Here is a 23920-nt window from a genome sequence, read left to right as displayed (position 1 = left end):
CGGACCGGCGGCCCGAGCTCAGTGCGCCCCGGTGATCGTGGCGCTGCCCAGCACGACGTCGCCCGCGTCGTCCGGGCGGTACAGGGCGACCGCCTGGCCAGGAGCGACGCCGCGCAGCGGCTCGTCGAGCTCAACACGCAGCCCGTCGGCCGAGGGCACGGCCACCGCTGCGGCCAGGCCGCCGTGGGCCCGGACCTGGGCCACGCACGGGAACCGGTCGGCCGGCGCGTGTCCCGCGCTCCAGACCGGGCGCACGGCGTCGATCGTGCGGACGTCGAGCGCGGACGCCGGCCCGACCCGGACGGTGCCGGTGACGGGCTCGATCCCCAGCACGTAGCGGGGACGGCCGTCGCCTGCGGGCGCGTCGATGCCGAGGCCCTTGCGCTGCCCGACCGTGAACCCGTGCACGCCGTCGTGGCGGGCCAGCTCCTCGCCGGTGGCGTGGTCGACCACCGCGCCCGGCCGGGCGCCGACGCGGGCGCCGAGGAACGCGCGGGTGTCGCCGGAGGGGATGAAGCAGATGTCGTGGCTGTCGGGCTTGTCGGCCACCCGCAGACCGCGGGCGGCGGCCTCGGCGCGCACGGCGGGCTTCTCGGTGTCGCCGATGGGGAACATCGCGTGGGCCAGCTGGTGCTGCGTCAGCACGGCGAGCACGTAGGACTGGTCCTTGCCGTCGTCGACGGCGCGGCGCAGCTCGCCGGCGGTGAGGCGCGCGTAGTGCCCGGTGCAGACCGCGTCGAAGCCGAGCCCGAGCGCCCGCTCCAGCAGGGCCGAGAACTTGATCTTCTCGTTGCACCGCAGGCACGGGTTGGGGGTCTGTCCCGCCGCGTACGCCGCGACGAAGTCGTCCACCACGTCCGCGGTGAAGCGGGCGGCGAAGTCCCAGACGTAGAACGGGATGTCGAGGACGTCGGCGGCCCGCCGGGCGTCGGAGGCGTCCTCCCGTGAGCAGCACCCCCGGGAGCCGCCGCGCAGCGCGGCCGGGGTCTCCGACAGCGCCAGGTGCACCCCGACGACGTCGTGCCCCGCCTCGACGGCGCGGGCCGCCGCCACGGCGGAGTCGACCCCGCCGCTCATCGCGGCCAGGACCCTCATCGGACCGCTGCCGGCTGCCCTGCCCGCCGCGCCCGCTCGACCACGGCGCCGATCACCGCGACCACGGCGTCGACGTCGGCGGGGGTGGAGGTGTGGCCGAGGGAGAACCGCAGCGAGCCGCGCGCGGTGGCCTCGTCGGCACCCATCGCGAGCAGCACGTGGCTGGGCTGCGCCACCCCCGCGGTGCACGCCGAGCCGGTGGAGCACTCGATGCCGTGCGCGTCGAGCAGCATGAGCAGGCTGTCGCCCTCGCAGCCGGGGAAGGACAGGTGCGCGTTGCCCGGGAGCCGCGACGGGCCGCCCTCGACGACGCCGGTGCCCGGGTCGCCGTTGAGCGTGGCGTCCGGGACGGCGGCGAGGATCTTGCCGACGAGGTCGTCGCGCAGCCCGGCGATGGTGGCCGCCCGGCGGGCCGAGCCGGTGGCCGCCACCTCGACGGCGGCGGCCAGGCTCACCACGGCCGGGGTGTCCAGGGTGCCGGACCGCACGTCACGCTCCTGGCCGCCACCGTGCAGGAGCGGGGTGAGCGCCACCTCCCGCCCGAGCAGCAGCACGCCGACCCCGATGGGGCCGCCGAGCTTGTGGCCGGTGAGGGTGAGCGCGTCCGCCCCGCACGCCGCGAAGTCGACCGGCAGGACGCCGACGGCCTGCACCGCGTCGCTGTGGAACGGCACGTCGAAGTCATGGGCGATCGCGGCGAGCTCGCGGACCGGGTTGACGGTGCCGACCTCGTTGTTGGCCCACATGACCGAGACCAGCGCCACCCGCGCGGGGTCGCGGGCGAGCGCGGCCCGCAGCGTCTCGGGGCGGACCCGGCCGACCTCGTCGACCTCCAGCAGCTCCACCTCGGCGCCCTCGTGGTGGGCGAGCCACTCCGCGGAGTCGAGCACCGCGTGGTGCTCGATCGCCGAGACCAGCACCCGGATGCGGCGCGGGTCGGCGGCACGGCGCGCCCAGTACAGGCCCTTGACCGCCAGGTTGTCGCTCTCGGTGCCACCGGTGGTGAACACGACCTCCGACGGCCGCGCGCCCACCGCGGCCGCGATCCGTTCGCGGGACTCCTCGACGGCGCGCCGGGCGCGGCGTCCCGCGGTGTGGAGCGAGGAGGCGTTGCCGGTGCGTCGCATCGCATCGGTCATCGCCGCCACCGCCTCGTCGAGCATCGGGGTGGTGGCGGCGTGGTCGAGATAGATCGCTGGAGGTGTCACTGAGCTCTACGCTGCCATTCAGGTCGGCTACCCGTCCCGGTCATTGAACGCGCCCCCAGAGTAGTCGCCCGCGGTGGGCCACCCCGGGCTATGCGGCCACCGGGGCGGCGGCGCAGGACGGGTGGTGCCGCGTGTGCGGATGCGTCACGCCGGTGTGCGCCCCGACCGCATCCGCGGCGAGCCGCGCCAGCTCCCGCCGGTCGGCAGCCACACCGGGCGGGATCACCGGGAGGACGGTCAGCTCGCAGACCAGCGCGGGCAGCCGCAGGACCCGGGAGAGCGAGTCCCAGAGCGTCTGGTCCCCGACGAACGCCGAGGACCGGTCCGCAGTCCCGTCAGGGCGCCGCAGCCCGATCGCCACCGGCCGCACCGGCACCTGCGCGTCGACGGCAGCCTGGAACGCCGCCCGCCGGAACGTCCCCGCCGCGGCACCACACCACGTCGTGCCCTCCGGGAAGACGCCGACGACGGCACCGGAGCGCAGCGCCTGGGTCGTAGCGGCGACGGTGGCGGGAAGGGAGCGGAGCCCGGCGCGGTCGACGAACAGGGCGCCGGTGCGCGCGGCCAGCCCTCCGATGACCGGCCAGTCCCGCAGCTCCTGCTTGGCGAGCATCCGCACGGGCTGCACGGCGCCCATGGCGAGCACGTCGATCCAGGACAGGTGGTTGGCCACGACGAGCACGCCCGCCCTGCCGGTGGAGAAGCCGCCGTTGACGCGCAGCCGCACCCCCACCGCACGCAGGGCGGCCCGGCAGCCCACGCGCAGCGCGTGTCCCCGCACGGGGCCGCGCAGCAGCGGCACGGCCAGCACGGCCCCCACGAGCACGGCGGCGAGCAGCACCCCGACCAGCCGGGCCAGTCGCGACGCCATGCGCAGCCGGGAGGCGGCGTCCCGGTCGTCGTCCTGCAGGCAGCCCGGTCCGCACGGCGACGAGGGCGCCCAGCCCGCCGCCTGCTGCGCCGGGTGCGGTAGCGCCGTCGGCGCGGTCATTCCGCGTCACCCAGGAAGAACCGCACGTACCGCTCGTCCATGTGGTCCAGGCCGAGCAGCACCATGAAGTCGGCGCAGTCGAAGTCCGGGTCGTGCGCGGGCTCTCCGGCCACCCACGCCCCGAGCCGCAGGTAGCCGCGCAGCAGCGGGGGCAGCTGGACCCGCTGGGGCGCAGCGGTGCCGGCCGGGTCCCACGGCCGCAGCGGCTGCACGCGGTACGGCTGTGGGGACAGGTGCCGCGCACGCACGCGGTCGCGGACGCCGGCGGCGAGCCCGCCCCCGTCGCCCAGCGGGACGCTCGCGCAGCCGCCCAGCCACCGGTTCCCCGTCAGCAGCATGTACCGGGCGATGCCGGCCCAGACGAGCCCCACGACCGCCCCGTCGCGGTGGTCGGGGTGCACGCAGGACCGTCCGGTCTCCACGAGCGACGGCCGCAGCGGCGCCAGCGCGTCGATCACGAACTCGGACTCCATGTAGAGCCCGCCCGCCGCGCGCGCCCGGTCGGGCGGCAGCATCCGGTAGGTGCCGACGATCTCGCCGGTGACGTCGTCGCGGACCACGAGGTGGTCGCAGAACTCGTCGAAGTGGTCGATGTCGAGGCCGGCCTGCGGGGTGTGCAGCACGGCGCCGAGCTCTCCGGCGAAGACGCGGTGACGCAGCCGTTGGGCCTCGCGTACCTCGTCCGGGTCAGTGGTGATCAACAGCGAGTAGCGTGAGGTTGCGGCCTGCGGAGTACGCGCCAGAACCTGCGATGAGGTCACGCCGGTGTTGGTACGGGACGTGGGCGAACGCCGAACCCCGCGGGCGTCGACCGGTGGTGGCAACCCGATGAACAGCGCCGATCACACCCCGGACGGCGCTCACCGCCCGGGGCACTGACCGCGCGGGAAGATCAGCCCTTGCGCTTGGCGATCTCGTCCTTGAGCTGCGGGGCCACCTTGAACAGGTCGCCCACCACGCCGAAGTCGGCGATCTCGAAGATCGGCGCCTCCGCGTCCTTGTTCACCGCGATGATCGTCTTGGATGTCTGCATCCCGGCCCGGTGCTGGATCGCCCCCGAGATGCCCAGTGCGATGTAGAGCTGCGGCGACACCGTCTTGCCGGTCTGCCCCACCTGGAACTGGTGGGGGTAGTACCCGGAGTCGACCGCGGCACGGGAGGCCCCGACCGCGGCACCGAGCGAGTCGGCGAGCGCCTCGACGACCTGGAAGTCGTCGGCCGAGCCCACGCCGCGGCCACCGGACACGACGACCGACGCCTCGGTCAGCTCCGGACGGTCCCCGCCGACGATCGGCTCCCGGCTCGTGACGGTGGCGGCCCTGCCCTGGCTCGCCGGCACCGGCACACTCTCCTCCACACCGGCACCCGCGGCGGGCTCGATCTCCACCGAACCCGGACGCAGCGTGATCACGGGGTGGGCGGTGGTGGCCTTGGCCTCCGCGATGTAGGCGCCACCGAACACCGAGTGCGTGACGCCGTCGGCCGACACGGCGACCACGTCACCGAGCAGCCCGCTGTTGGTGCGTACCGCGAGCCGCCCGGCGATCTCCTTGCCGTCGGCCGACACCGCGATCAGCACCGCCGCCGGGTCCTTCGCCTCGACCAGCGACGCCAGCACCCCCACCTCGGGGGTGAGGAAGTCGGTGGAGTCGGTCTCCGCGACGTAGATCTTCTCGGCGCCGTGCTCCTTCAGCACGTCGGCGAGCTTGGCGGCCGTGCCCGCGGCACCCACCACCACCGCCGACGGCTCGCCCAGCGCGCGGGCGGCGGTCAGCAGTTCGAACGTGCTCTTCTTGATCTCACCCTCGAGGTGGTCGACGAGGACCAGCACCTCGGCCATGAGCTTCTCCTCTTTCCCGTCGAACGCTTCTCAGATGAGCTTCTGGGCGACCAGGAACGCGGCCACCTTCGCGCCGCCGTCACCCTCGTCCTCGATCTTCTCCCCACCGCTCTTGGGCGGCTTGGGCTGCGACGAGGCCACGGTGCTCAGCGCGGTGGCCAGCCCCACCTCGGACGGGTCGATCCCCGCGTCCGCCAGCGAGAGGGTGACCACCGGCTTCTTCTTCGCCGCCATGATCCCCTTGAACGACGGGTAGCGCGGCTCGTTGATCTTCTCTCCCACGCTCACCACCGCGGGAAGCTCGGCACTGAGGTGGGTGACGCCGTCGTCGGTCTCGCGCCTGACGGTCACCGTGGACCCGTCGACGGTGACCTCACGGGCGTGCGTCAGCGCCGGCAGGCCGAGCACGTCGGCCACCATCGCGGGCACCGCGGCGCTCCGGCCGTCGGACGCCTCGTTGCCGGCCACCACCAGGTCGAACCCGCCCTCGACGGTGCCCAGCACCGTGGCCAGCGCCTTTGCGGTCTGCACCGCGCACGAGCCGTGCAGGGCCTCGTCCGACAGGTGCACCGCCTTGTCCGCGCCCATCGACAGCGCCTTGCGGATCGCGTCGGTGGCGCGCGCGGGCCCCATCGTCAGGACGGTGACCTCGCCGTCGTGGGCCTCCTTCAACTGCAGGGCCGCCTCCACCGCACGCTCGTTGATCTCGTCGAGCACCGCGTCGGTGGCGTCCCGGTCCAGGGTGCCGTCCGACGAGTTGAGCTTGCGCTCCGAGTAGGTATCCGGCACCTGCTTGACCAGCACGACGATGTTCATCGGACCTCTTCGACCTCCTGCCGGTGCGGACGAGCCGCGGTGGGCCTCACGGAGGACGCCCGCGTTCGGCGTCCAGCTGCCGACTCTGCCACGCCCGCGGGTGCGCGCCGTGGCCAGCCGGATCGGGCAATTGTTACCGGCGAGTAGCCAACCCGCAAACGGACTGCCGGGTGAAACTCCTCACCCGAGCGAGCACCGATGCCGGATCATCGTGTGGCGATCCACTCGACGGGGTACCCGACAAAATGCCCATCATGGATCGCATCAAGAACTTCCTCGCCAGCCCGCAGGGCCGGCGCATGACCGACCAGGGGCGCCGCATGGCGTCCGACCCCCGCAACCGGGACCGTGCCCGCGGCCTGTTGGCGCGTCTGCGCCGCCGCTGACCGGCGGGGCCCCCGCTTCAGCCGCCCGGAGCTGCTGAAGCCCGGATAGGGTCGGGCACCCGTCTACACGCGGAGCTGCCCATGTCCGTCCTGGTCCGAGCCCACCCGACCCGGAGATCCGACACGATCCGGACATGGGGGGCGGCGATGACGCTGGCCGTCGTCGCGGCCGCTTGTGGCAACCCCGGAAACGGCGAGGTCGAGCTCGAACCGCACACCGCACCGGGCCAGCCACCCGGCACGATCCTGCTGGCGGCGGGCACCGACTTCGCCGGCACCGTACAGCGGGTGCAGGGCGCCATCACCGGCGGTGGTGGCGCCGTGGCCACCGTGGTCGACCACACCGCCTCGGCCCGGGAGGCCGGGGCGACGATCCCGGCATCCGCGCTGGTCATCGGCGGGTCACCGGCCGGGCAGTGGCCGCTGCTGCGCATCGACCAGCGGGCCGGGGCCGAGCTCCCGCAGCGCTACCTGGTGCGCCAGGCCGCCGATGGCTCGGTGAGCCTCACGGTCGACAGCGCCGACTACGTCGCCGCGGTGTCGGGCATCGGCGACCTCGCCGCGCGCGATGCGCTGCAGAGCTCCACCGCAGGCGTCCTCACCGCAGCGGTGCCGGGCGCCCGCATCCCGGTGGGGTCCCCGCTGGTCGGCGTGACGCCGTCCGGCCATCTCGTCACCGTCTACGGCAGCCTCGACGTCCCCGCCACCGTCGAGCGGCTGCGTCGCGAGGCCGACCGGAGCCCCACCCGCTCGCTCGCCGTGGTCGACCTGGCCGCGGGGTCGGCCACCCCGGGGCCGCCGATCCGGCCCACCTCCGTCGTGTTCGTCGGCAACCCGGCCGCCGAGGCCCCGCTGCTCGCCGCCGCCCCCTCCATCGGGCTGGACCTGCCACTGCGCTTCGTCGTGTGGGTCGACGAGCAGAACCTCACCCAGATCGGCTATCCGGACGTGGCCCGGCTCGCCGCCCGGCACGGCGTGGCTGCCGACAACCCGAATGTCGTGCGGATGGCGGCAGATTCCGACCGGCTCGCGCGACTCGCGGCCGGCCTCATCGAATGAAGTACGGAGCGACACGGTGATCGTGACCGGGTACGACGACCGGCAGGGCTGCGGCTACGTCCTCAGCACCGGGCCAGACGCCGCCGAGGGCCTGCCGGGCGGTAAGCCGGTGAGCCACAACGGGGTGTCGGTGCTGGCCACCCCCGAGCTGGCCGCGCTACTCAAGGATGCGCTGGCCCACCGGCCGACAGCCCTGCTGAGCTGGTCGGGGCCGCGGGTCCCCCTCACCCTGGACGACACCACGCTGCTCGCCTGGCTCAGGTACGACGTCGGTGGTGTGCTCACCGTGCGGGGCACGCCCGGCCCACACCCGAGGGCGTCGGGCTGACACCGTCACGTCGTCAGGCCTCACGGCCCGCCCGGGTCAGCTCGATGGCGGCGGAGCCGGTCGCCGCGGCGTCCCGGAGCCGGTGCCACAGATCGGCGTAGGGCCGCACGCGCGCCGGGGCGCCGGCCGTGGTGGCGCCTCCTCCGTCGGGGGTGATGCGCGAACGGCGTGGGGGCGCAACGGTTGGCGCGCCTCACCGGGCTCGTCTCCCGTATCGATGTCGGGGGTTCGCCCGGGCCGGGGCGTCGAGCGCCAGCAGCCGTTGGCGCCGGGAGGTGACACCGATGCGTCGGTTCGGCGTGGGACTGTTGGTGCCGGTCAGCGCGCTCCTGCTCGTGTTGTCCAGCACGTCGTTGTGGACGCGCCACAACGTGGTGGACACCGACGTCTTCGTCGCGAACGGTCAGAGGGTCCTCACCGATCCGACGGTGGAAGCCCGCGTCGAGTCCCAGGTGGTGGACACGATCATGGCCAAGCCGGAGGTCCGGCAGGCCCTCGACGAGGCCGTCGCGGTGCTGCCGCCGAGGCTGCAGACGTTCCGGCCCTCCGTCGAGACGGGGTCAGGAACCTGCTGGGCAGGGGGGTGCGGCTGATCCTGACCTCACCCCGGTTCGCCGACATGACCGGCGCTGTCCTGCGCACTGCCCAGACGCAGATTCTGGGCGGCCGGCCGGTCGGGTTCACCCTGGGTCAGGCCAAGGCGCTGATCCCTCGCCAGGATGTGACGGGCCTGGCCGGGCAGGTCGTCAACCTGATCCCGAACGACGTGGGATTCACCGTGCTCACCCCGCAGGAGGCTCCTCGCATCTACACGACCATCGACGTGTTGAAGTCGCTGTGGCTGTGGGTCGGCCTGGCCGCGCTCGGCATCCTCGCGGGGGCCCTGGCGGTATCGCGGCAGCGCCTGCGGACGCTCCGGGCCTGGGCGGTGACCACCGGGGTCATCGCGTTGCTGCTCGCCTTCTCCCTCGTCCTGATCCGCGGACCCCTGCTCAGCGGCGTGCAGCCGGCCAACGTCGAGGTCGCCAACGCGGTCTACGACGGCGTCACCGCCAGCCTGCGCAGCTGGACGTTGTGGCTCGTGCTGATCATGGCGGGGATCACGGCGGTGACGCTGCTGTGGGGCCGGATCGGGCTCGTCCCGGCCATCCGGCGGGCCCGGCACGCCGCCCGCGCACGAGGCGCAGAGGACCGAGCGGTTGCCGTCGCGGCTCCCGCCGACGGGAGCGAGGCGGTCGGGCAGAAGCCGCCGTCCTGGCCGAAGCGGGTTGCGGACGAGACCCGGGCGTTCGTCGCCGGGCTGACTCTCCAGGAGCAGCTCGCCCGCCTCGCGGGGTTCCTGCGGCGCAACCTGCGGGCGGCCCGATGGGCGGGGGTCGCGGTCGGGGCACTGGTTCTGCTGCTGTGGCCCGGGCCGACGCTGTCCGTGCTCATCTGGGTCGTGGCGTGCGTCGCTCTGTACATCGGGCTGATCGAGCTCGTGCTGGCCGGCGGCGCCCGGTCCGAGGGCGCGTCCGACGCGGAGGCCGGCCGGGTTCCGGTCGCCACGAACGGCGGCGCGACCGCGGACGGCGCCACCGATCCCGCTGCGGTGGTCCCGGCCCCGGCAGTCCGCGCGGGGGCGGACGGCGAGCACACCCCCGTGGCGGCTACGGGCGCGGCTGCGGCGACGCCGCCGGCCGGCCGGCCGATGACGCAGGAGGGCATCTCGGCGATGAGCAGCAAGCTCGACGTGCTCATGCGCCTCGGTGACGCCCGAACCGCGGGGGTTCTGACCGAGGAGGAGTTCACCTCGCAGAAGACCCAGCTCCTGAGCCATTGACGACGTCGGCACTCCCGGACCGGCGGATGGCCCGTGCGTGGACCGTGACGGTGCGTCGTGAGACGGTGCCCGGCGTGAGGACCCCTTCATCCGCCGGATCGGCACGGAACAACCGAGCGACGGGTGCGCGTGTCGATGCGTGATGCCGTTGCTGATCAGGGGGCCGGCCTGCCGCTGACCGGCGAGCGCACCGTGCCCGGCATCGTCGAGGAGAACTACTGGTTCCGCCGCCACGAGGTGATCTACCGGGCGCTGCTCCCGCGCTGCACGGGTGCCGTCGTGCTGGAGGCGGGGTGCGGGGAGGGCTACGGAGCCGGCCTGCTGGCCGAGGGCGCGGCCGCCGTGCTGGCGCTGGACTACGACCCGGCCACGGCCGCGCACGTGGCCCGGCGCTACCCGGGAGTCGGCTCCGCGCGGGCCAACCTCGTGGCACTCCCGGTGCGCGACGGTGGCTGTGACGCCGTGGTGTCGTTGCAGGTGATCGAGCACCTCTGGGAGCAGGAGCGGTTCCTGCGTGAGTGCCACCGCGTGCTGCGGCCCGGTGGTGCCCTGTTCGTCTCCACCCCCAACCGGATCACCTTCTCCCCCGGGCGCGACACCCCGCTCAACCCGTTCCACACCCGGGAGCTGGCCGCTGCGGAGCTGGCCGGGCTCGTGCGCGACGCGGGGTTCGCCGGCGTCGAGGTACTCGGGCTGCACCACGGTCCCCGGCTGCGCGCCCTCGACGCCCGCCACGGCGGTTCGATCGTCGGCGCGCAGGTCGCGGTGGCGGTCGGCGGTACGGACTGGCCCCCGGCCCTGCTCGGCGACGTCTCCTCGGTGACGTGCGCCGACTTCGAGCTCACCGCGGACGATCTCGACGCGAGCCTGGACCTCGTCGCCGTCGCGGTGCGTCCATGAGCGAGCGTGCGAGCGAATCAATGTCACAGCGCGAGCCGGTGGGGACGTTCTGCCTCGTGCTGCACAGTCATCTCCCGTGGCTCGCCCACCACGGGCGCTGGCCGGTCGGGGAGGAGTGGCTCTACCAGGCATGGGCGCACGCCTACCTCCCGGTGCTCGACGTCGTGGAGCGGCTCGCCGCCGAGGGCTTCCGTGACCAGCTGACGCTCGGGGTCACGCCCGTGCTCGCCGCGCAGCTGGACGACCCGCACTGCCTGCGTGGCATGCACGACTGGCTCGGCGGCTGGCTGCTGCGCGCCCACGGTGCCGCCCCGCGGCTCCCGGATCTGGCCACCCACGAACACCGCGCCGCCACCGCGGCTCTCGCGCTGTTCGAGTCCCGCTGGCGCCACGGCGCGTCGCCGGTGCTGCGCCGACTCGCCGACGCCGGGGCGCTGGAGCTGCTCGGCGGCCCCGCGACGCATCCGTTCGCCCCGCTGCTGCTGCCCGAGGTCCGGGCGTTCGCGCTGGAGACCGGGCTCGCCGACACCACGATCCGGCTCGGCTCGCGGCCTGCCGGCATCTGGGCGCCCGAGTGCGGCTATGCGCCGGGCATGGAACACGGGTACGCCGCGGCGGGAGTGCGGCGCTTCCTCGTCGACGGGCCCGCGCTGCACGGCGACACCGCACTCGCGCGCCCGGCCGGTGGCTCGGACGTGCTCGCCTTCGGCCGCGACCTGGAGGTGACCTACCGGGTGTGGTCGCCGCGCTCCGGGTATCCGGGCGACCGCGACTACCGCGACTTCCACACGTTCGACCACCCGTCGGGGCTCAAGCCCGCCCGCGTCACGGGGCGGTCGGTGGCCCCGGAGGACAAGCAGCCCTACGACCCCGCGCGCGCCGCCGCCGCCGTGGCTCGCGACGCCGCCGACTTCGTGTCGGTCGTCCGGGAACGGCTCCTGAACCTGCGGGAACGGCTGGGCCGCCCCGCGCTCACCGTCGCCGCCTTCGACACCGAGCTGTTCGGGCACTGGTGGCACGAGGGGCCTGCCTGGCTGGAGGCGGTGCTGCGCGCGCTGCCCGAGGCGGGCGTGCGGGTGACCACCCTGCGCGGCGCCGCCGACGCCGGGCTCGTCGGCGGGCCGGTCGAGCTGCCGCCGTCGTCCTGGGGGTCGGGGAAGGACTGGCGCGTGTGGGCGGGCGACCAGGTCGCCGACTTCGTGGGGCTGAACGAACAGGTGCAGAAGACGCTGCTGGGCTCCGTCGCACCGGGCCTGGCCCGCGACCCGGTGCGGGACGCGCTCGCGCAGGAGGCGCTGCTCGCGCTGTCGAGCGACTGGGCCTTCATGGTCAGCAAGGATTCGGCGGCCGACTACGCACGTTCCCGCGCGTACGCGCACGCCGGCCGGGTGGAGGAGCTGGCGGGGCTGCTCACGGACGGAAGCCGGACGGAGGCCGCCCGCCGCATCGCGTCCTGGCCCGCCCGCCCCTTCGGCCACGTGGACGCCCGCGCGCTCTGACCCCGAGCGCACCGTCCACACCTCGTGGCCACCGTGCACATGTCAGGACGTGTGGGCGGTGGCCACGGCGTGTGCACGGTCGGCGGATCACCGGACTTACCGCCGGGTAGTTTCCCGGGGATGCGGGTGCTGACGGTGTCCTGGGAGTACCCACCGGTGGTGGTCGGGGGCCTGGGTCGGCACGTGCACGCCCTCGCGACGGAGCTGGCGGCGGCCGGGCACGAGGTCGTCGTCCTGTCGCGCCAGCCCACCGGTACCGACGCAAGCACGCATCCGACGCAGGACGAGGTCGTCAACGGCGTGCGCGTGCTGCGCGTCGCCGAGGACCCGGCGCACCTCGAGTTCGAACGGGACATGGTGGCCTGGACGCTGGCCATGGGACACGCGCTCCTGCGGGCCGCGCTCACCCGGCTCATCGGGTGGCGCCCCGACGTCGTGCACGCCCACGACTGGCTCGTGGCGCATCCGGCGATCGCGCTGGCCGACGTACTGGGAGTGCCGCTGGTCGCCACGATCCACGCCACCGAGGCGGGGCGGTACGCGGGCTGGCTGTCCTCACCCGTGAGCCGGCAGGTGCATTCCACGGAGTGGTGGCTGGCGAACCGCGCCGACCAGGTGATCACGTGTTCGGCCGCGATGCGCGACGAGGTGGCCGAGCTGTTCGAGCTGGATCCCGCGCGGGTCGAGGTGCTGCACAACGGGATCGCCCCCCGGCGCTGGCGCGCTGACCCGGCCAGAGTCCCCGCAGCGGGGAAGCGCTACGCCCCGTCCGGGGAGCCGCTCCTGCTCTACTTCGGGCGGCTCGAGTACGAGAAGGGGGTGCAGGACCTGATCGCGGCGCTCCCGCGGATCCGCCGGGCACACCCGGGGACGAAGGTGCTGGTCGCCGGCACCGGAACCGCGGCGGACCTGCTCGTGCAGTCGGCACGGACGCACCGGGTACGGCGGAGCGTCGAGTTCCTCGGCCACCTGCCCGACGAGGAACTGGTGGCGCTGCTCGCCGCTGCCGACGCCGTGGTCCTGCCCAGCCGCTACGAGCCGTTCGGGATCGTGGCCCTGGAGGCGGCCGCCGGCGGCGCGCCACTCGTGGCGTCGACTGCGGGCGGGCTCGGGGAGGTGGTGGTGGACGGGGTGACCGGGGTGTCGTTCCCACCCGGCGATGTGGCGGCGCTCGCGCGGGCCGTCGGCGCCGTGCTCGGCGACCCGACGGCGGCAGCGCGGCGAGCCGATACGGCACGCGCACGGCTCGCAGTGGACTTCGACTGGGCCCGCATCGCCGCCGAGACCGCTGCGGTGTACGCGGCAGCGCCGGCGGGCGCACCGGCCCAGCTCGGCCGGCCGAAGATCCCGACCGGCAACGTGTTCGGGCGCTCGGCGCCCGGGGTGAGGATCAGGCCGCCTCGTTGCTCATGATCTCCAGCGCGGCGTCGGGGTACTCCTCGACGAGCTGGTGGATGAGGTCATCGCGGTTCTCGGCGACGGCAGCGTTGACGGCTGCCGTGTACTCGTCGTCGAGTGCGTTGAGGCGGCGAACGGTGTCGTCCTTCATGGGGGCACCACTTCCTGGCTGGCGGTTTGTATCCGACGCCCTGTCCAACGCGGGAAGGGCCGCCATTGTTACCGAGGTTGCGGCAGGTCACATCGATTCAGATTGTGTTAACTCTTCTTGGTGGACGCACTACCTGAAGTTTGCTCCACACGCTCCCGGACGGCCGCTTCCGTCTTACGCGCGATGTCGGTGAGTGCCGCTCTGCGCTCGGCCGCCGCCTCGTAGTCGGCCACGCGGTTGCGCACCACCCTGGCCGGGGCACCGACGGCGACGGAGTACTCCGGGATGTCGCCCCGCACCACCGCGTGCGCCCCCAGCACCGAGCCACGCCCGACCCGGGTGCCGCGCAGTATCGACACCTTCACCCCGATCCAGCAGTCGGGCCCGATCCGGACCGGGGTCTTGACGATGCCTTGGTCCTTGATGGGGACGTGCACGTCCTCCGTGCGGTGGTCGAAGTCGGTGACGTACACCCAGTCCGCCACGATCGTGGCCGCCCCGACCTCCACGTCGAGGTAGCAGTTGATCGTGTTGTCCTTGCCGAACACGACCTTGTCCCCGATGCGCAATGACCCTTCGTGGCAGCGCAGCGAGTTGCCGTCGCCGATGTGCACCCACCGGCCGATCTCCAGGCGTCCGTACCCGGGGCGGGCGTGCAGCTCGACGCGCCTGCCGAGGAACACCATGCCCCGCAGGATCACGTGCGGGTTCGCCAGCCGGAAACGCAGCAGGCGCCAGTACCGGACCAGGTACCAGGGCGTGTAGGCGCGGTTGCGGATCACCCAGCGCAGCGAGGCGATCGTCAGGAACCGGGCCTGCCGGGGGTCGCGACGCGGGGCGCGCCCCCAGCGGTCACGCAGGGGAGCGCCCCACATGCTGGTCATGACCCGACGATAGGGCTGCCGCGTTTCGCCTGCGCCGCCGCCCGGGTAGTCGCGCAGGTGACCAGTGACAGCTCCCACACAGTCGGCGCCGAGGCGCCCGCCGGCACCGAGGAGGACCGGGTCGTCTCCCGACGGGTCGACAACCCGACCGGAGCCAGCCCGAAGGACGAGCGCGCGTACGACGCCGCCGACCCCGGATCCGACCCGGCCGAGCCGGACCGGTCGAGCGGGGGCGAGGGAAGCACCGCCGAACGCGCCGACCACGACCTCGACGACGATGACGAGAGCGAGCCGACCCGGTCGGAATGAGGTGCTCTTGCGCCGCCGCGCGTGATCGGACATCGTCCGCGAGGTGTCCCGGATCGCGGTCGTCGGCAGCGTCAACCTCGACCTCGTGGCCCGGGTCCCCCGGCTGCCCGCTCCCGGCGAGACGCTCGCCGCGGGCGACCTGCAGCGGGTGCCCGGCGGCAAGGGTGCCAACCAGGCGCTCGCGGCGCGGCGGCTCGGTGCTGAGGTGACCCTGGTGGCCGCGGTCGGCGACGACCCCGCCGCCGACGAGGCCCTCGCCCTGCTGCACCGCGACGGCGTGCGGCTCGACCGGCTGCGTCGGGAGCCCGCGCACCCCACCGGGCACGCGCTGATCACGGTGGACGACTCCGGTGAGACCACGATCGTCGTCGCCGCGGGCGCCAACGCCGCCCTGCAGGTCACGCCGGACGACGTCCGCGGCGCCGACGCCGTCCTCACCGTGCTGGAGATCCCGGACTCCGCGGTGGCGGCCGCGGTGGAGCACGCCGGTGGGCTCGTGGTGCTCAACGCCGCTCCGGCGCGGGCGCTCCCGCCCGCGCTGCTCCGCCAGGTCGACCTGGTGGTCGTCAACACCTCGGAGTACGCCGCGATCGACGGGCTCGACGCCGCGGGAGCCGTGGCCGTCACCGCCGGGACCGACGGCGCCGTGCTGCGCCGGGGCGGCCGGGAGGTGGCTCGGGCCGCGCCACCGCCGGTCACGGTCGTCGACGGCACCGCGGCAGGCGACACCTTCACCGCCGCGCTCGTGGTTGCCCTGCTCGACGGCGCGTCCGACGCCGACGCGCTGCGCCGGGCGTGCGCGGCCGGGGCGCTGACCGTGACGCGGCCCGGGGCCCAGCCGTCCCTGCCCACCGCGGCCGAGCTGGCGGCCGTCCTGTGACTGCGCTGATCATCGACACCGACCCGGGCGTGGACGACGCCGTGGCCGTCATGCTGGCGCTCGCCTCGCCCGAGGTCGATGTGCTGGCCGTGACCACCGTGTTCGGCAACGTGCCGCTGCGGAGGACCACGGAGAACGCCGGGCGGATCCTCGCTCTCTGCGACCGGTCCGGCGTGCCGCTCGGTGTCGGCGCCGACCGCCCGCTCGTGCACCCGCAGCGCCAGCGCGCCGAGGCGTGGCACGGCGGCGACGGGCTCGGCGGCCGCGCCGACGCGCTGCCCGCGCCGGCCGCAGAACCCGACCCGCGGGGCGCCGTCGGGCTGATGGCGTCGGTGCTGGCCGCGGCGACCGAACCGGTGACGATCGTGCCGATCGGGCCGCTGACCAACATCGCGCTGCTGCTCGCGGTGCATCCGGAGCTGGCACCGCGGATCGGACGGATCGTCGCGATGGGTGGCTCGCTGGGCGCGGGCAACACCGGAGGCGTCGCCGAGTTCAACGTGCACTCCGACCCGGAGGCCGCGCACCGGGTGTTCACCCAGACCGACGTGCCCGTGACGATGGTGCCGCTCGACCTCACGCACCGGTGTACCGCCAGCGCCGACTGGCTCGCCGCGCTCGCGGGCGGCGGTCCCCGGTGCGCGGAGCTCGCGCAAGTGGTCGGCCACTACCACGCGGCCTACCGCACCCGGTACGGCGTGGACGCCGTCGCGCTCCACGACGCACTCGCCGTGCTGGAGGCGATGGTGCCCGGCACGCTCGTGACCACCCCTCTCCCGATCCACGTGGCCTGCGACCTCGGACCGGCCCGGGGAGCCACCGTCGCCGTGCCGGACGCGCCCGGGGCGCCGGTGCACGTCGCCCTCGACGCCGACCCGCAGGCCGTGCTGGCCGAGATACTGGCCCGCCTGCCGCGCCTGGGCTGACGTGCGCTCCTAGGCGAGCCCGTTCTCGATGGCGTAGCGCACCAGTGCGGCGCGGCTGCGCAGCCGCAGCTTGCGCAGCACGTTCTGCACGTGGTTCTCCACCGTGCGCGGGGAGAGGACCAGCCGGGTGGCGATCTGGCGGGCGGTGAGCCCGTCGACCACCAGGCGCAGCACGTCGGCCTCCCGCTCGGTGAGCCGCCGGGCCCCCTCCTGCGGGTCCACGGGCCTGCCGACCTCGTCCAGCACCACGTCGGCGAGCCCGGGGCTGAAGACGGCGTGCCCGGCCGCGGTGCGGCGTACGGCGTCGGCCAGCTCCTCCGCGGAGGCGGGCGCGACGAGATGGCTGGTGGAACCGGCCTGCACGGCGGCGAGCACGGCGGCGTGGTCGGGGGTGGCGGTCAGCGTGAGGACAGCGGCCTGCGGGACCGCCGCGGTGACGGACCCGATCACCGCAAGTGCGGCCCGACCCTCGGCGAGATCCACGACGACCACCTGCGGGCGTAGCCCGAACACCAGTTGCACGGCGTCGCGGGGCCCGACCGTGCCGAGCAGCTCGACACCGCAGCGGGCGAGCACCGAGGCCGGGTACGCGCCGCCCGTGAACTCACCGACGAGCACGGCGGTGGCCGGACGACCGGCTTCCTCCTCGCTGCCCGCCCGCCCGTCCGCGGCGCCCACGATCATGAGGCGGATCCTCCCAAGGAGTTACGCCGGGTGGAAACCGTTCGCGCAGGACCACCCGTTCGCCGCATGAAGATCACGTCGAGTGATCAACCGTCGGCCAGACCCCGCTCAATGGCGTAACGCACGAGCTGCGCCCGGTTGTGCAGCTGCAGCTTCCGCAGCGTGTTCTGCACGTGGCTCTCCACCGTGCGGTGCGACAGCACCAGGCGCTCGCCGATCTGGCGGGCCGTGAGGCCCTTGGCCACCAGCCGCAGCACCTCGGTCTCCCGTTCCGTGAGCACCGGCGCCTCGCCGCCGGTGCCACCCGGCTCGCCCGCCAGCCGCCGGTACTCCCCCAGTACCAGCCCGGCCAGGCCGGGCGTGAACACCGGGAAGCCCTCGGCCGTACGCCGGACCGCCGCGAGCAGCTCGTCGGCCCCCGCCGACTTCAGCAGGTAGCCGTTGGCCCCGGCCTTCACCGCCTCCAGCACGTCGCTGTGCTCGCCGCTCGCCGACAGCACGAGGATCCGGGTCTCGGGCAGCTTCCCGAGGATCCCCTCGATCGCCCGCACTCCCGACGACGCGCCGAGGTTGAGATCCATCAGCACCACACGCGGCCTGGTGGCGAACGCGATCCGCACCGCCGCGTCCGCGTCCGCGGCGGTGGCGACCACCGTCAGCCCGCGTTCGGTCAGGTCCCGGGCCACGCCCTCCCGCCAGATCGGATGGTCGTCCACGACCATCACCGTGATCGCGTCGCTCTCCTCCGTCATGCCGGCACCTTCCGCTGCGGGATCCTGATCGTCCAGTCCGTGCCCCGGCCCGGCCCGGTGTCGCAGGAGATCGTGCCCCCGAGGTCGAGCACCCGGCCCTGCATCGAGCGGGCCACGCCCAGCCGCCCCTCGGCCTGCGCCGCGTCCAGCCTGCCCTCGGGGATGCCGGGCCCCTCGTCGCGCACGCTGATCTGGACGCCGTCACCGGTGTCCTCGAGCAACACCCAGGCGGGCGCCTGCGGGCCGACGTGCACCGCGACGTTCGCGAGCGCGGCAGCCGCCACCGCCACCAGCTCGTCGACGACGTGCGCGGGCAGCTCGACCCGGTGCGCCGGCGTGGAGACGCTGACGTGCTCGGAGGCGAGCACCCGCAGGGCCGCTGCGAGGTCGCGCCTGCCGTTGACGTCGACGAGCGCGGCCCCGGTGGTCAGCAACGTGCGCAGCGTGAACTCCTGCTTCCCGGCCAGCTCACCCAGCTCCCCCGCCGGGCCACCCAGCTCGGCGCCCCGCCGGCGCACGTACCCGAGCACCTGCAGGACACCGTCGTGGACCGCGCGTCAACCGTTCCCGTTCGGCGAGCGCGGCCTCGGCGGCCACAGCGAGGCGCAGCCGCTCGGCGGCGCGCCGCAGCACCGTGGACGCGAAACCGATCGTCACGCCGACGAGAAAGAGCAGCTGGATGTCGTGCAGCTCGTCGCGCCAGTGGGCCTGGAACGCCACCAGCGCGAGGGAAACGGTCGCGGCTCCCGCGAGCCCGCCGCGCACCCCGTAGACGAGCGCGCAGGCCAGCACCGCCCCCGGCGTCCAGATCGACCCCATCACCGGGGCGTCCCCGAGGAACTGGGCCGGGGTCTGCACGAAGGGGGTGGTCGCCATCACCGCGACGGTGACCCCGATGTCGGCCACCGCGATCGGGCCGCACCGGTCCCGCAGCCCCGGCAGGGCACCGAAGTAACCGAAGCTGCTGAGCACCGTCCAGACCGCCATCACCACGAGCACCGCCACCGCGGCTCCGGGCCGGGCGTAGCTGTCCAGCGAGTACAGGACTCCGGCCGAGGTGCTCATCAGTGCCAGCACCCGGTAGACCAGCAGGCCGCGCCACAGCGGTGCGAGCGGCTGTTCCGTGTCGGCGGCTGTCGGCGTCGTCACTGCTCCATCCTGGCCGACGCGGCGCGCCCGGTGATCGGCGAGCTACCGGGATCTCGTACCCGTGACGAGCGCGTTGTAGAACCACGCCCTCGGCACGACGCGGGTGAGCACGCGCTGGTCCAGCCACGACAGCCGCTGCCAGGAGCGGTAGGCGAACATCGCCCAGCCCATGCCGAGCTTGCCCGGCGGCACCGCGGCCTCGAACGTCCGTACCGGCCAGCCCAGCATCGCCGCCGTGAACTCCTCGGTGACCACGCGGGCGTCCGCCGCCCCCGCCCGGCGGGCGATGCCCTCGAGCTCGGCCGGGTCGAACGTGTGGATGTCGACCACGGCCTCCAGCGCAGCGGCCCGGGACGACTCGTCCAGCTCCGCCTGCGGGCGCCGCCACCCCCGCAGGACGGGCAGCCGCGTGATCGTCGTGGCCGCCTTCCAGGTGAGCGCCCCGAGCCGGCGCGCGTAGGCGTCGCCGACCGTGGTGGGCTCCCCGGCGAACACGAACCGGCCGCCCGGCTTCAGCACCCGCAGCACCTCGCGCAGCGCGAGCTCGACGTCGGGGATGTGGTGCAGCACGGCGTGCCCGACCACCAGGTCGAACGTCTCGTCCTCGTACGGGATGCGCTCGGCGTCGGCCACCCGGCCGTCGACGTCCAGCCCGAGGCCGCCGGCGTTGCGCAGGGCGGCCCGCACCATGCCCGGCGAGAGGTCCGTGACCGACCCCCGCTTCGCGACGCCCGCCTGCATGAGGTTGAGCAGGAAGAAGCCGGTGCCGCAGCCCAGCTCCAGCGCGTGCCCGTAGGGCCAGCCACCGTCGCCGACCACGAGCCGGAAGCGGTCGGCGGCGTAGGTGATGCAGCGCTCGTCGTAGGAGATCGACCACTTGTCGTCGTACGAGCCCGCCTCCCAGTCGTGATAGAGGACGTTGGCCAGCTTCCGATCGTGCTGGGCAGCCGCCACCTGTTCAGCGGTGGCGTGCGGGTTCGGGGCCGGGTCCGTACTCATGGGTAGGCAGCATATGGGGCGCGCTTCAGCGTCCGCTGAACGTCGCCTTGCCCGGGCCCTTCTCCACGAACGACGTCATGCCGGCCGTCCGGTCCTCGGTGGCGAAGAGCGCCGCGAAGAGCTCCGCCTCCAGGTCCAGGCCGCTGCGCAGGTCGACGTCGAGGCCGCCGTCGATCGCCTTCTTGGCCGCCGCCAGCGCCACGGCCGGACCGGTGGCGAACTGCTCGGCCCAGCTACGGGCCGCGGCGTACACCTCGTCGGCCGGCACGACCTGGTCGACGAGGCCGATCGCCAGCGCCTCCTCCGCCCCGACCATCCGGCCGGTGAAGATCAGGTCCTTCGCCCGCGACGGCCCGATCAGCCGGGCCATCCGCTGGGTGCCACCGCCGCCGGGGATGATCCCCAGCAGGATCTCCGGCTGGCCGAGCTTCGCGTTGTCGCCGCACACGCGCCGGTCACAGCCGAGTGCCACCTCCATCCCGCCGCCGAGCGCGTAGCCGGTGATCGCCGCGACCGTCGGCTTCGGGATCTCCGAGATCGCCCCGAAACAGGCGGAGAGCCTGCGCGCGACCGGGGCCACGTCGGAGTACGACATGGCCGTCATCTCCTTGATGTCGGCGCCCGCCGCGAACACCTTCTCCCCGCCGTACACGACCACGGCCCGGACGTCCGCCCGCCGCGTGGCCTCCTCGGCAGAGGCTTTCAGCTCCTCCTGCACCTGCCGGCTGAACGCGTTCATCGGGGGCCGGTCCAGCCGGATCGTGCCGACACCGGACTCGACCTCGAGGGTCACGAATTCGCTCACGGCCCCGACCCTAGATGAGCGGCTGCGGCCTCCGTGGGTTCAGGAAAGCCACTTTCACGCCCTCTCCGGGCAGGAAAGTGGCTTTCCTGAACTTCCGGGGAGGCTCCTACCGCAGCCACGCCGTGTAGCGGCCACGGCGGCGCTGCACCTTCAGCGGGAGGCCGAAGGTGGCGGTCAGGTTCTCGTCGGTCAGGACGTCGTCGAGCAGGCCGGCGGCCACGACCCCGCCCTCACGCAGCAGCAGGCCGTGGCTGTAGCCGACGGGGATCTCCTCGACGTGGTGGGTGACCAGCACGGACGCGGGGGCGTCCGGGTCGGCGGCCAGGGTCGCGAGCCGCCCGACGAGGTCCTCGCGGCCGCCCAGGTCGAGCCCGGCGGCGGGTTCGTCGAGCAGCAGCAGCTCGGGGTCGGTCATCAGGGCCCTGGCGATCAGGGTGCGCTTGCGCTCGCCCTCCGACAGCGTCCCGAAGGTCCGCTCGGCCAGGCCGCGGACCCCCAGGGCGTCCAGGAGCTGCGCCGCCCGCTCGGTGTCGGTCGTGTCGTACTGCTCCCGCCAGCGGCCCAGCACCCCGTACCCGGCGCTGACCACGACGTCCTGCACCGTCTCGTCGCCCGGGACCCGCATCCCGAGCGCGGCCGAGCTGAGGCCGATCCGGGTGCGCAGCTCGAACACGTTGACCCGACCCAGCCGTTCGCCCAGCACGTCCACCGTGCCCGCAGTCGGGTGCAGCTCCGCAGCGGCCAGCCGCAGCAGGGTGGTCTTGCCCGCCCCGTTGGGCCCGAGCACCACCCAGCGCTCGTCGAGCTCCACGGCCCAGTCGACGTCGTGCAACAGCGTCGACGTGCCCCGCCGGACCGCGACGCCCTCCATCCCGATGACGAGATCGGTGCCGTCGAGGTCGGTGTCGGTCCGCGCCCCGTCTCCAGCGACGGTGCGCGGGCTGACGCTCAGTGGGGGGTTGCGTGCGGTGAGGAAGGACTCAGATTGCGATCCCGGCGCTGCCACGGGCCCTATCCTCGCCGATCGTGCCGGTCTTCCCACTGGGTGCCCATGCCGACGACGGCGGGGTCCGCTTCGCGGTGGCCTCCACCAGCGCGGACGCCGTAGAAGTGTGTCTCGTGGACGGTCCGGACGACGGGCTGACCGAGAAGCGGGTCGCGCTCACGGAACGCACGTTCGGCGTCTGGCACGGGTACCTCGCCGGGGTGACACCCGGGCAGCGTTACGGGTACCGCGTGCACGGTCCGTACCGGCCGTGGGACGGGCTGCGGGCCAACCCGGCGAAGATCCTCGTCGACCCCTACGCGCGGCGGATCACCGGCCGCGTCACCGATCTGTACGCCGCCCGCGGCTGGGTGGACGACCCGATGACGGGCCTGATGAGCACCGTCGACTCGCTCGGGCACGTGCCGCTCTCGGTGGTGAGCGCCCCCGACGTCCTCGCGAGCGGCCCCCGTCCGGACGTGCCGTGGTCGGAGACCGTGATCACCGAGCTGCACGTCCGTGGCTACACGAAGCTGCATCCCGAGGTGCCGCCCGAGCATCGCGGCACCTACCTCGGGCTCGCGCACCCGGCCGTGGTCGAGCACCTGAGCAGGCTCGGTGTCACCGCCGTCGAGCTGCTGCCGGTGGCCTCGATCGCCGAGGAGCCACCGCTGCTGCAGGGCGGCCGGACCAACTACTGGGGCTACGCCACGCTCGGCTTCCTCGCCCCGCACGCGGGGTACGCGAGCACGCCGGGTGCGGAGGTCGAGGAGTTCACCGCGATGGTGACCGCGCTGCACGCCGCGGGCATCGAGGTGATCCTCGACTTCGTCCCGAACCACACCGCGGAGGGCGGGGTCGGGGGCACCACGCTGTCCTACCGCGGTCTCGACGCGCCCGCGTACTACTCGCTGGGCGGCAACGGCCATGACGCCGACATCACCGGCACCGGCAACACGCTCGACGCCGGCTCGCCCACCGTGATCCGGCTGGTGTGCGACGCGATGCGGCACTGGGTCACCGTCTTCGGCGTCGACGGCTTCCGCATCGACCTCGCGAGCGTGCTCGGCAGGCCGCGCTCGGGGGCGTTCGACCCGCACTCGGCCCTGCTGACCGCGATCTCGGTCGACCCGGTGCTGTCCCGGGTGAAGCTCATCGCCGAGCCGTGGGACGCCACCGGCGAGGGCTACCGCGTCGGCGGTTTCGGTGTGGCCTGGTCGGAGTGGAACGGCCGATACCGCGACGCGGTCCGTGACTTCTGGCGCGGCCACGGCGGCATCGGCGAGGTCGCGTCCCGGCTGACAGGCAGCTCGGACCTGTACCGGCTGTCCGGCCGCCGCCCGTGGGCGTCGGTCAACTTCGTCACCGCCCACGACGGGTTCACCCTGCGCGACCTGGTGTCCTACGAGCGCAAGCACAACGAGGCCAACGGCGAGCACAACCGCGACGGCACCGACGACAACCGGTCCCAGAACTTCGGCGTCGAGGGCGAGACGTCCTCGCCGGTGCTCGTCTCCCGGCGGCTGGCCACGGCCCGCGCGATGCTCGCCACGCTGCTGCTGTCGACGGGCACCCCGATGCTGCTCGGCGGCGACGAGCTGTGGCGCACCCAGCGGGGCAACAACAACGCCTACTGCCTCGACGACGAGACGTCGTGGGTCGACTGGACGGGCGGGGCGGGGGCGGACTCGCTCTCCGCGTTCACCGCACGGGTGGCGGAGATCCGGCGCAGCTCCCCCGCGCTGCACCGGGACCGCTTCTACCGGGACGGCGAGGTGCTCTGGTGGCACCCGTCGGGGCGCCGGATGGGTGGGCACGACTGGCACGACGGCCATCTGCACAGCCTCGGCCTGCTGCGTGGGGAGTGGCTGCTGTTCCTGCACGCCGGCGACCCGGCACTGGCCGCGACGCTGCCCAAGGGGGGCCCGTACACGCCCGTGCTGGACAGCACCCGGCCGGACGGGGTCCCGGTGAGCGGGCGCCCGCTCCCCAGCAGCACGACCATCACCCTGCCGCCCCGGTCGCTGCTGCTCCTGCGCGCCTGACCGCGGCAG

27 protein-coding genes are annotated in these 23920 nt (G+C 73.9%); 12 read left to right on the top strand and 15 right to left on the bottom strand.

Annotation, left to right across the window (positions count from 1 at the left end; all coding sequences use genetic code 11):
- Positions 1 to 18: 18 nt before the first annotated feature.
- The 6 genes from mnmA to HF577_RS04305 all read right to left on the bottom strand — a co-directional run bounded on the left by mnmA (position 19) and on the right by HF577_RS04305 (position 5950).
- Positions 19 to 1095 (bottom strand): tRNA 2-thiouridine(34) synthase MnmA, encoded by a 1077-nt coding sequence (gene mnmA / locus HF577_RS04330; protein ID WP_169394410.1) that lies wholly within the window; start codon positions 1093 to 1095, stop codon positions 19 to 21.
- Positions 1092 to 2303 (bottom strand): cysteine desulfurase family protein, encoded by a 1212-nt coding sequence (locus HF577_RS04325; protein WP_169394409.1) that lies wholly within the window; start codon positions 2301 to 2303, stop codon positions 1092 to 1094. The genes mnmA and HF577_RS04325 overlap by 4 nt, the downstream gene beginning before the upstream one ends.
- Positions 2304 to 2391: 88 nt before the next feature.
- On the bottom strand, positions 2392 to 3294 hold the full coding sequence (locus HF577_RS04320; RefSeq protein ID WP_169394408.1) for a lysophospholipid acyltransferase family protein: 903 nt from the start codon (positions 3292 to 3294) through the stop codon (positions 2392 to 2394).
- Positions 3291 to 4055, bottom strand: a complete 765-nt coding sequence (locus tag HF577_RS04315) for a GNAT family N-acetyltransferase (protein ID WP_169394407.1) — start codon at positions 4053 to 4055, stop codon at positions 3291 to 3293. The genes HF577_RS04320 and HF577_RS04315 overlap by 4 nt, the downstream gene beginning before the upstream one ends.
- Positions 4056 to 4186: 131 nt before the next feature.
- Positions 4187 to 5134: an electron transfer flavoprotein subunit alpha/FixB family protein gene (locus HF577_RS04310; protein ID WP_169394406.1), complete on the bottom strand. Its 948-nt coding sequence runs from the start codon at positions 5132 to 5134 to the stop codon at positions 4187 to 4189.
- A 30-nt stretch (positions 5135 to 5164) separates the two neighbouring features.
- Positions 5165 to 5950 carry an electron transfer flavoprotein subunit beta/FixA family protein gene (locus HF577_RS04305; RefSeq protein ID WP_169394405.1) on the bottom strand — a complete coding sequence of 262 codons (786 nt, stop codon included), beginning with the start codon at positions 5948 to 5950 and terminating at the stop codon, positions 5165 to 5167.
- A 254-nt stretch (positions 5951 to 6204) separates the two neighbouring features.
- Here HF577_RS04305 and HF577_RS39085 point away from each other — a divergent pair, with 254 nt between their 5' ends.
- From HF577_RS39085 to HF577_RS04270, 8 genes are all read left to right on the top strand, one after another.
- Positions 6205 to 6336 (top strand): hypothetical protein, encoded by a 132-nt coding sequence (locus tag HF577_RS39085; protein WP_281359652.1) that lies wholly within the window; start codon positions 6205 to 6207, stop codon positions 6334 to 6336.
- An 81-nt stretch (positions 6337 to 6417) separates the two neighbouring features.
- The gene (locus tag HF577_RS04300; protein ID WP_169394404.1) at positions 6418 to 7395 is read left to right on the top strand and encodes a DUF302 domain-containing protein; all 978 of its coding nucleotides are present in this window, start codon (positions 6418 to 6420) and stop codon (positions 7393 to 7395) included.
- 16 nt (positions 7396 to 7411) lie between these two features.
- Positions 7412 to 7723 carry a hypothetical protein gene (locus HF577_RS04295; RefSeq protein WP_169394403.1) on the top strand — a complete coding sequence of 104 codons (312 nt, stop codon included), beginning with the start codon at positions 7412 to 7414 and terminating at the stop codon, positions 7721 to 7723.
- Positions 7724 to 8007: 284 nt separating this feature from the next.
- Positions 8008 to 8316, top strand: a complete 309-nt coding sequence (locus tag HF577_RS04290) for a hypothetical protein (protein WP_169394402.1) — start codon at positions 8008 to 8010, stop codon at positions 8314 to 8316.
- Positions 8317 to 8342: 26 nt separating this feature from the next.
- On the top strand, positions 8343 to 9545 hold the full coding sequence (locus tag HF577_RS04285; RefSeq protein ID WP_211173775.1) for an SHOCT domain-containing protein: 1203 nt from the start codon (positions 8343 to 8345) through the stop codon (positions 9543 to 9545).
- 135 nt (positions 9546 to 9680) lie between these two features.
- Positions 9681 to 10445, top strand: coding sequence for a class I SAM-dependent methyltransferase (locus HF577_RS04280; protein ID WP_169394400.1), 765 nt, complete (start codon positions 9681 to 9683; stop codon positions 10443 to 10445).
- Positions 10442 to 11944 carry a 1,4-alpha-glucan branching protein domain-containing protein gene (locus HF577_RS04275; protein WP_246265757.1) on the top strand — a complete coding sequence of 501 codons (1503 nt, stop codon included), beginning with the start codon at positions 10442 to 10444 and terminating at the stop codon, positions 11942 to 11944. Before HF577_RS04280 ends, HF577_RS04275 begins: the two co-directional genes overlap by 4 nt.
- A 120-nt stretch (positions 11945 to 12064) precedes the next feature.
- Positions 12065 to 13357 (top strand): glycosyltransferase family 4 protein, encoded by a 1293-nt coding sequence (locus HF577_RS04270; RefSeq protein WP_169394399.1) that lies wholly within the window; start codon positions 12065 to 12067, stop codon positions 13355 to 13357.
- Here HF577_RS04270 and HF577_RS04265 read toward each other — a convergent pair.
- Entirely contained in the window at positions 13335 to 13493 is a 159-nt protein-coding gene (locus HF577_RS04265) for a hypothetical protein (RefSeq protein WP_169394398.1), read from the bottom strand. The two genes, HF577_RS04270 and HF577_RS04265, sit on opposite strands and share 23 nt — an antisense overlap.
- A 107-nt stretch (positions 13494 to 13600) precedes the next feature.
- A complete protein-coding gene (locus tag HF577_RS04260) occupies positions 13601 to 14377 on the bottom strand; it encodes an acyltransferase (protein WP_169394397.1) in 777 nt (258 codons plus the stop codon).
- Between the two features lie 57 nt (positions 14378 to 14434).
- Here HF577_RS04260 and HF577_RS04255 point away from each other — a divergent pair, with 57 nt between their 5' ends.
- Genes HF577_RS04255 through HF577_RS04245 form a run of 3 tightly spaced genes read left to right on the top strand, consistent with a single transcriptional unit; the run spans position 14435 to position 16492 of the window.
- A complete protein-coding gene (locus HF577_RS04255) occupies positions 14435 to 14686 on the top strand; it encodes a hypothetical protein (RefSeq protein WP_169394396.1) in 252 nt (83 codons plus the stop codon).
- A gap of 43 nt (positions 14687 to 14729) precedes the next feature.
- On the top strand, positions 14730 to 15566 hold the full coding sequence (locus HF577_RS04250) for a ribokinase (RefSeq protein WP_169394395.1): 837 nt from the start codon (positions 14730 to 14732) through the stop codon (positions 15564 to 15566).
- Positions 15563 to 16492 (top strand): nucleoside hydrolase, encoded by a 930-nt coding sequence (locus HF577_RS04245; RefSeq protein ID WP_312858937.1) that lies wholly within the window; start codon positions 15563 to 15565, stop codon positions 16490 to 16492. Before HF577_RS04250 ends, HF577_RS04245 begins: the two co-directional genes overlap by 4 nt.
- A gap of 9 nt (positions 16493 to 16501) precedes the next feature.
- Here the strand turns inward: HF577_RS04245 and HF577_RS04240 are convergent, their stop codons facing one another.
- The 7 genes from HF577_RS04240 to HF577_RS04215 all read right to left on the bottom strand — a co-directional run bounded on the left by HF577_RS04240 (position 16502) and on the right by HF577_RS04215 (position 21752).
- Entirely contained in the window at positions 16502 to 17176 is a 675-nt protein-coding gene (locus HF577_RS04240; RefSeq protein WP_169394394.1) for a response regulator transcription factor, read from the bottom strand.
- Positions 17177 to 17262: 86 nt separating this feature from the next.
- Positions 17263 to 17928 (bottom strand): response regulator, encoded by a 666-nt coding sequence (locus tag HF577_RS04235; protein ID WP_169394393.1) that lies wholly within the window; start codon positions 17926 to 17928, stop codon positions 17263 to 17265.
- On the bottom strand, positions 17925 to 18446 hold the full coding sequence (locus tag HF577_RS37895) for an ATP-binding protein (protein WP_312858936.1): 522 nt from the start codon (positions 18444 to 18446) through the stop codon (positions 17925 to 17927). Before HF577_RS37895 ends, HF577_RS04235 begins: the two co-directional genes overlap by 4 nt.
- Complete coding sequence (locus HF577_RS37890; RefSeq protein ID WP_312858935.1) at positions 18397 to 19077, bottom strand: DUF5931 domain-containing protein; 681 nt, start codon at positions 19075 to 19077, stop codon at positions 18397 to 18399. Before HF577_RS37890 ends, HF577_RS37895 begins: the two co-directional genes overlap by 50 nt.
- A 42-nt stretch (positions 19078 to 19119) precedes the next feature.
- Entirely contained in the window at positions 19120 to 20076 is a 957-nt protein-coding gene (locus HF577_RS04225) for a class I SAM-dependent methyltransferase (RefSeq protein ID WP_169394392.1), read from the bottom strand.
- 25 nt (positions 20077 to 20101) lie between these two features.
- Positions 20102 to 20881: an enoyl-CoA hydratase/isomerase family protein gene (locus HF577_RS04220; RefSeq protein WP_169394391.1), complete on the bottom strand. Its 780-nt coding sequence runs from the start codon at positions 20879 to 20881 to the stop codon at positions 20102 to 20104.
- Between the two features lie 106 nt (positions 20882 to 20987).
- On the bottom strand, positions 20988 to 21752 hold the full coding sequence (locus tag HF577_RS04215) for an ABC transporter ATP-binding protein (protein ID WP_169394442.1): 765 nt from the start codon (positions 21750 to 21752) through the stop codon (positions 20988 to 20990).
- A gap of 155 nt (positions 21753 to 21907) precedes the next feature.
- On the opposite strand from HF577_RS04215, the gene glgX reads away from it, so the two are divergent.
- Positions 21908 to 23911, top strand: coding sequence for a glycogen debranching protein GlgX (gene glgX / locus HF577_RS04210; protein WP_169394390.1), 2004 nt, complete (start codon positions 21908 to 21910; stop codon positions 23909 to 23911).
- The last annotated feature ends 9 nt before the right edge of the window (positions 23912 to 23920 follow it).

Source organism: Pseudonocardia xinjiangensis (assembly GCF_012911925.1).
Classification (GTDB): Bacteria; Actinomycetota; Actinomycetes; order Mycobacteriales; family Pseudonocardiaceae; genus Pseudonocardia; species Pseudonocardia xinjiangensis.
Note: the sequence above shows the minus strand (reverse complement) of the source record. Positions and strands in the feature narration are given on the sequence as shown.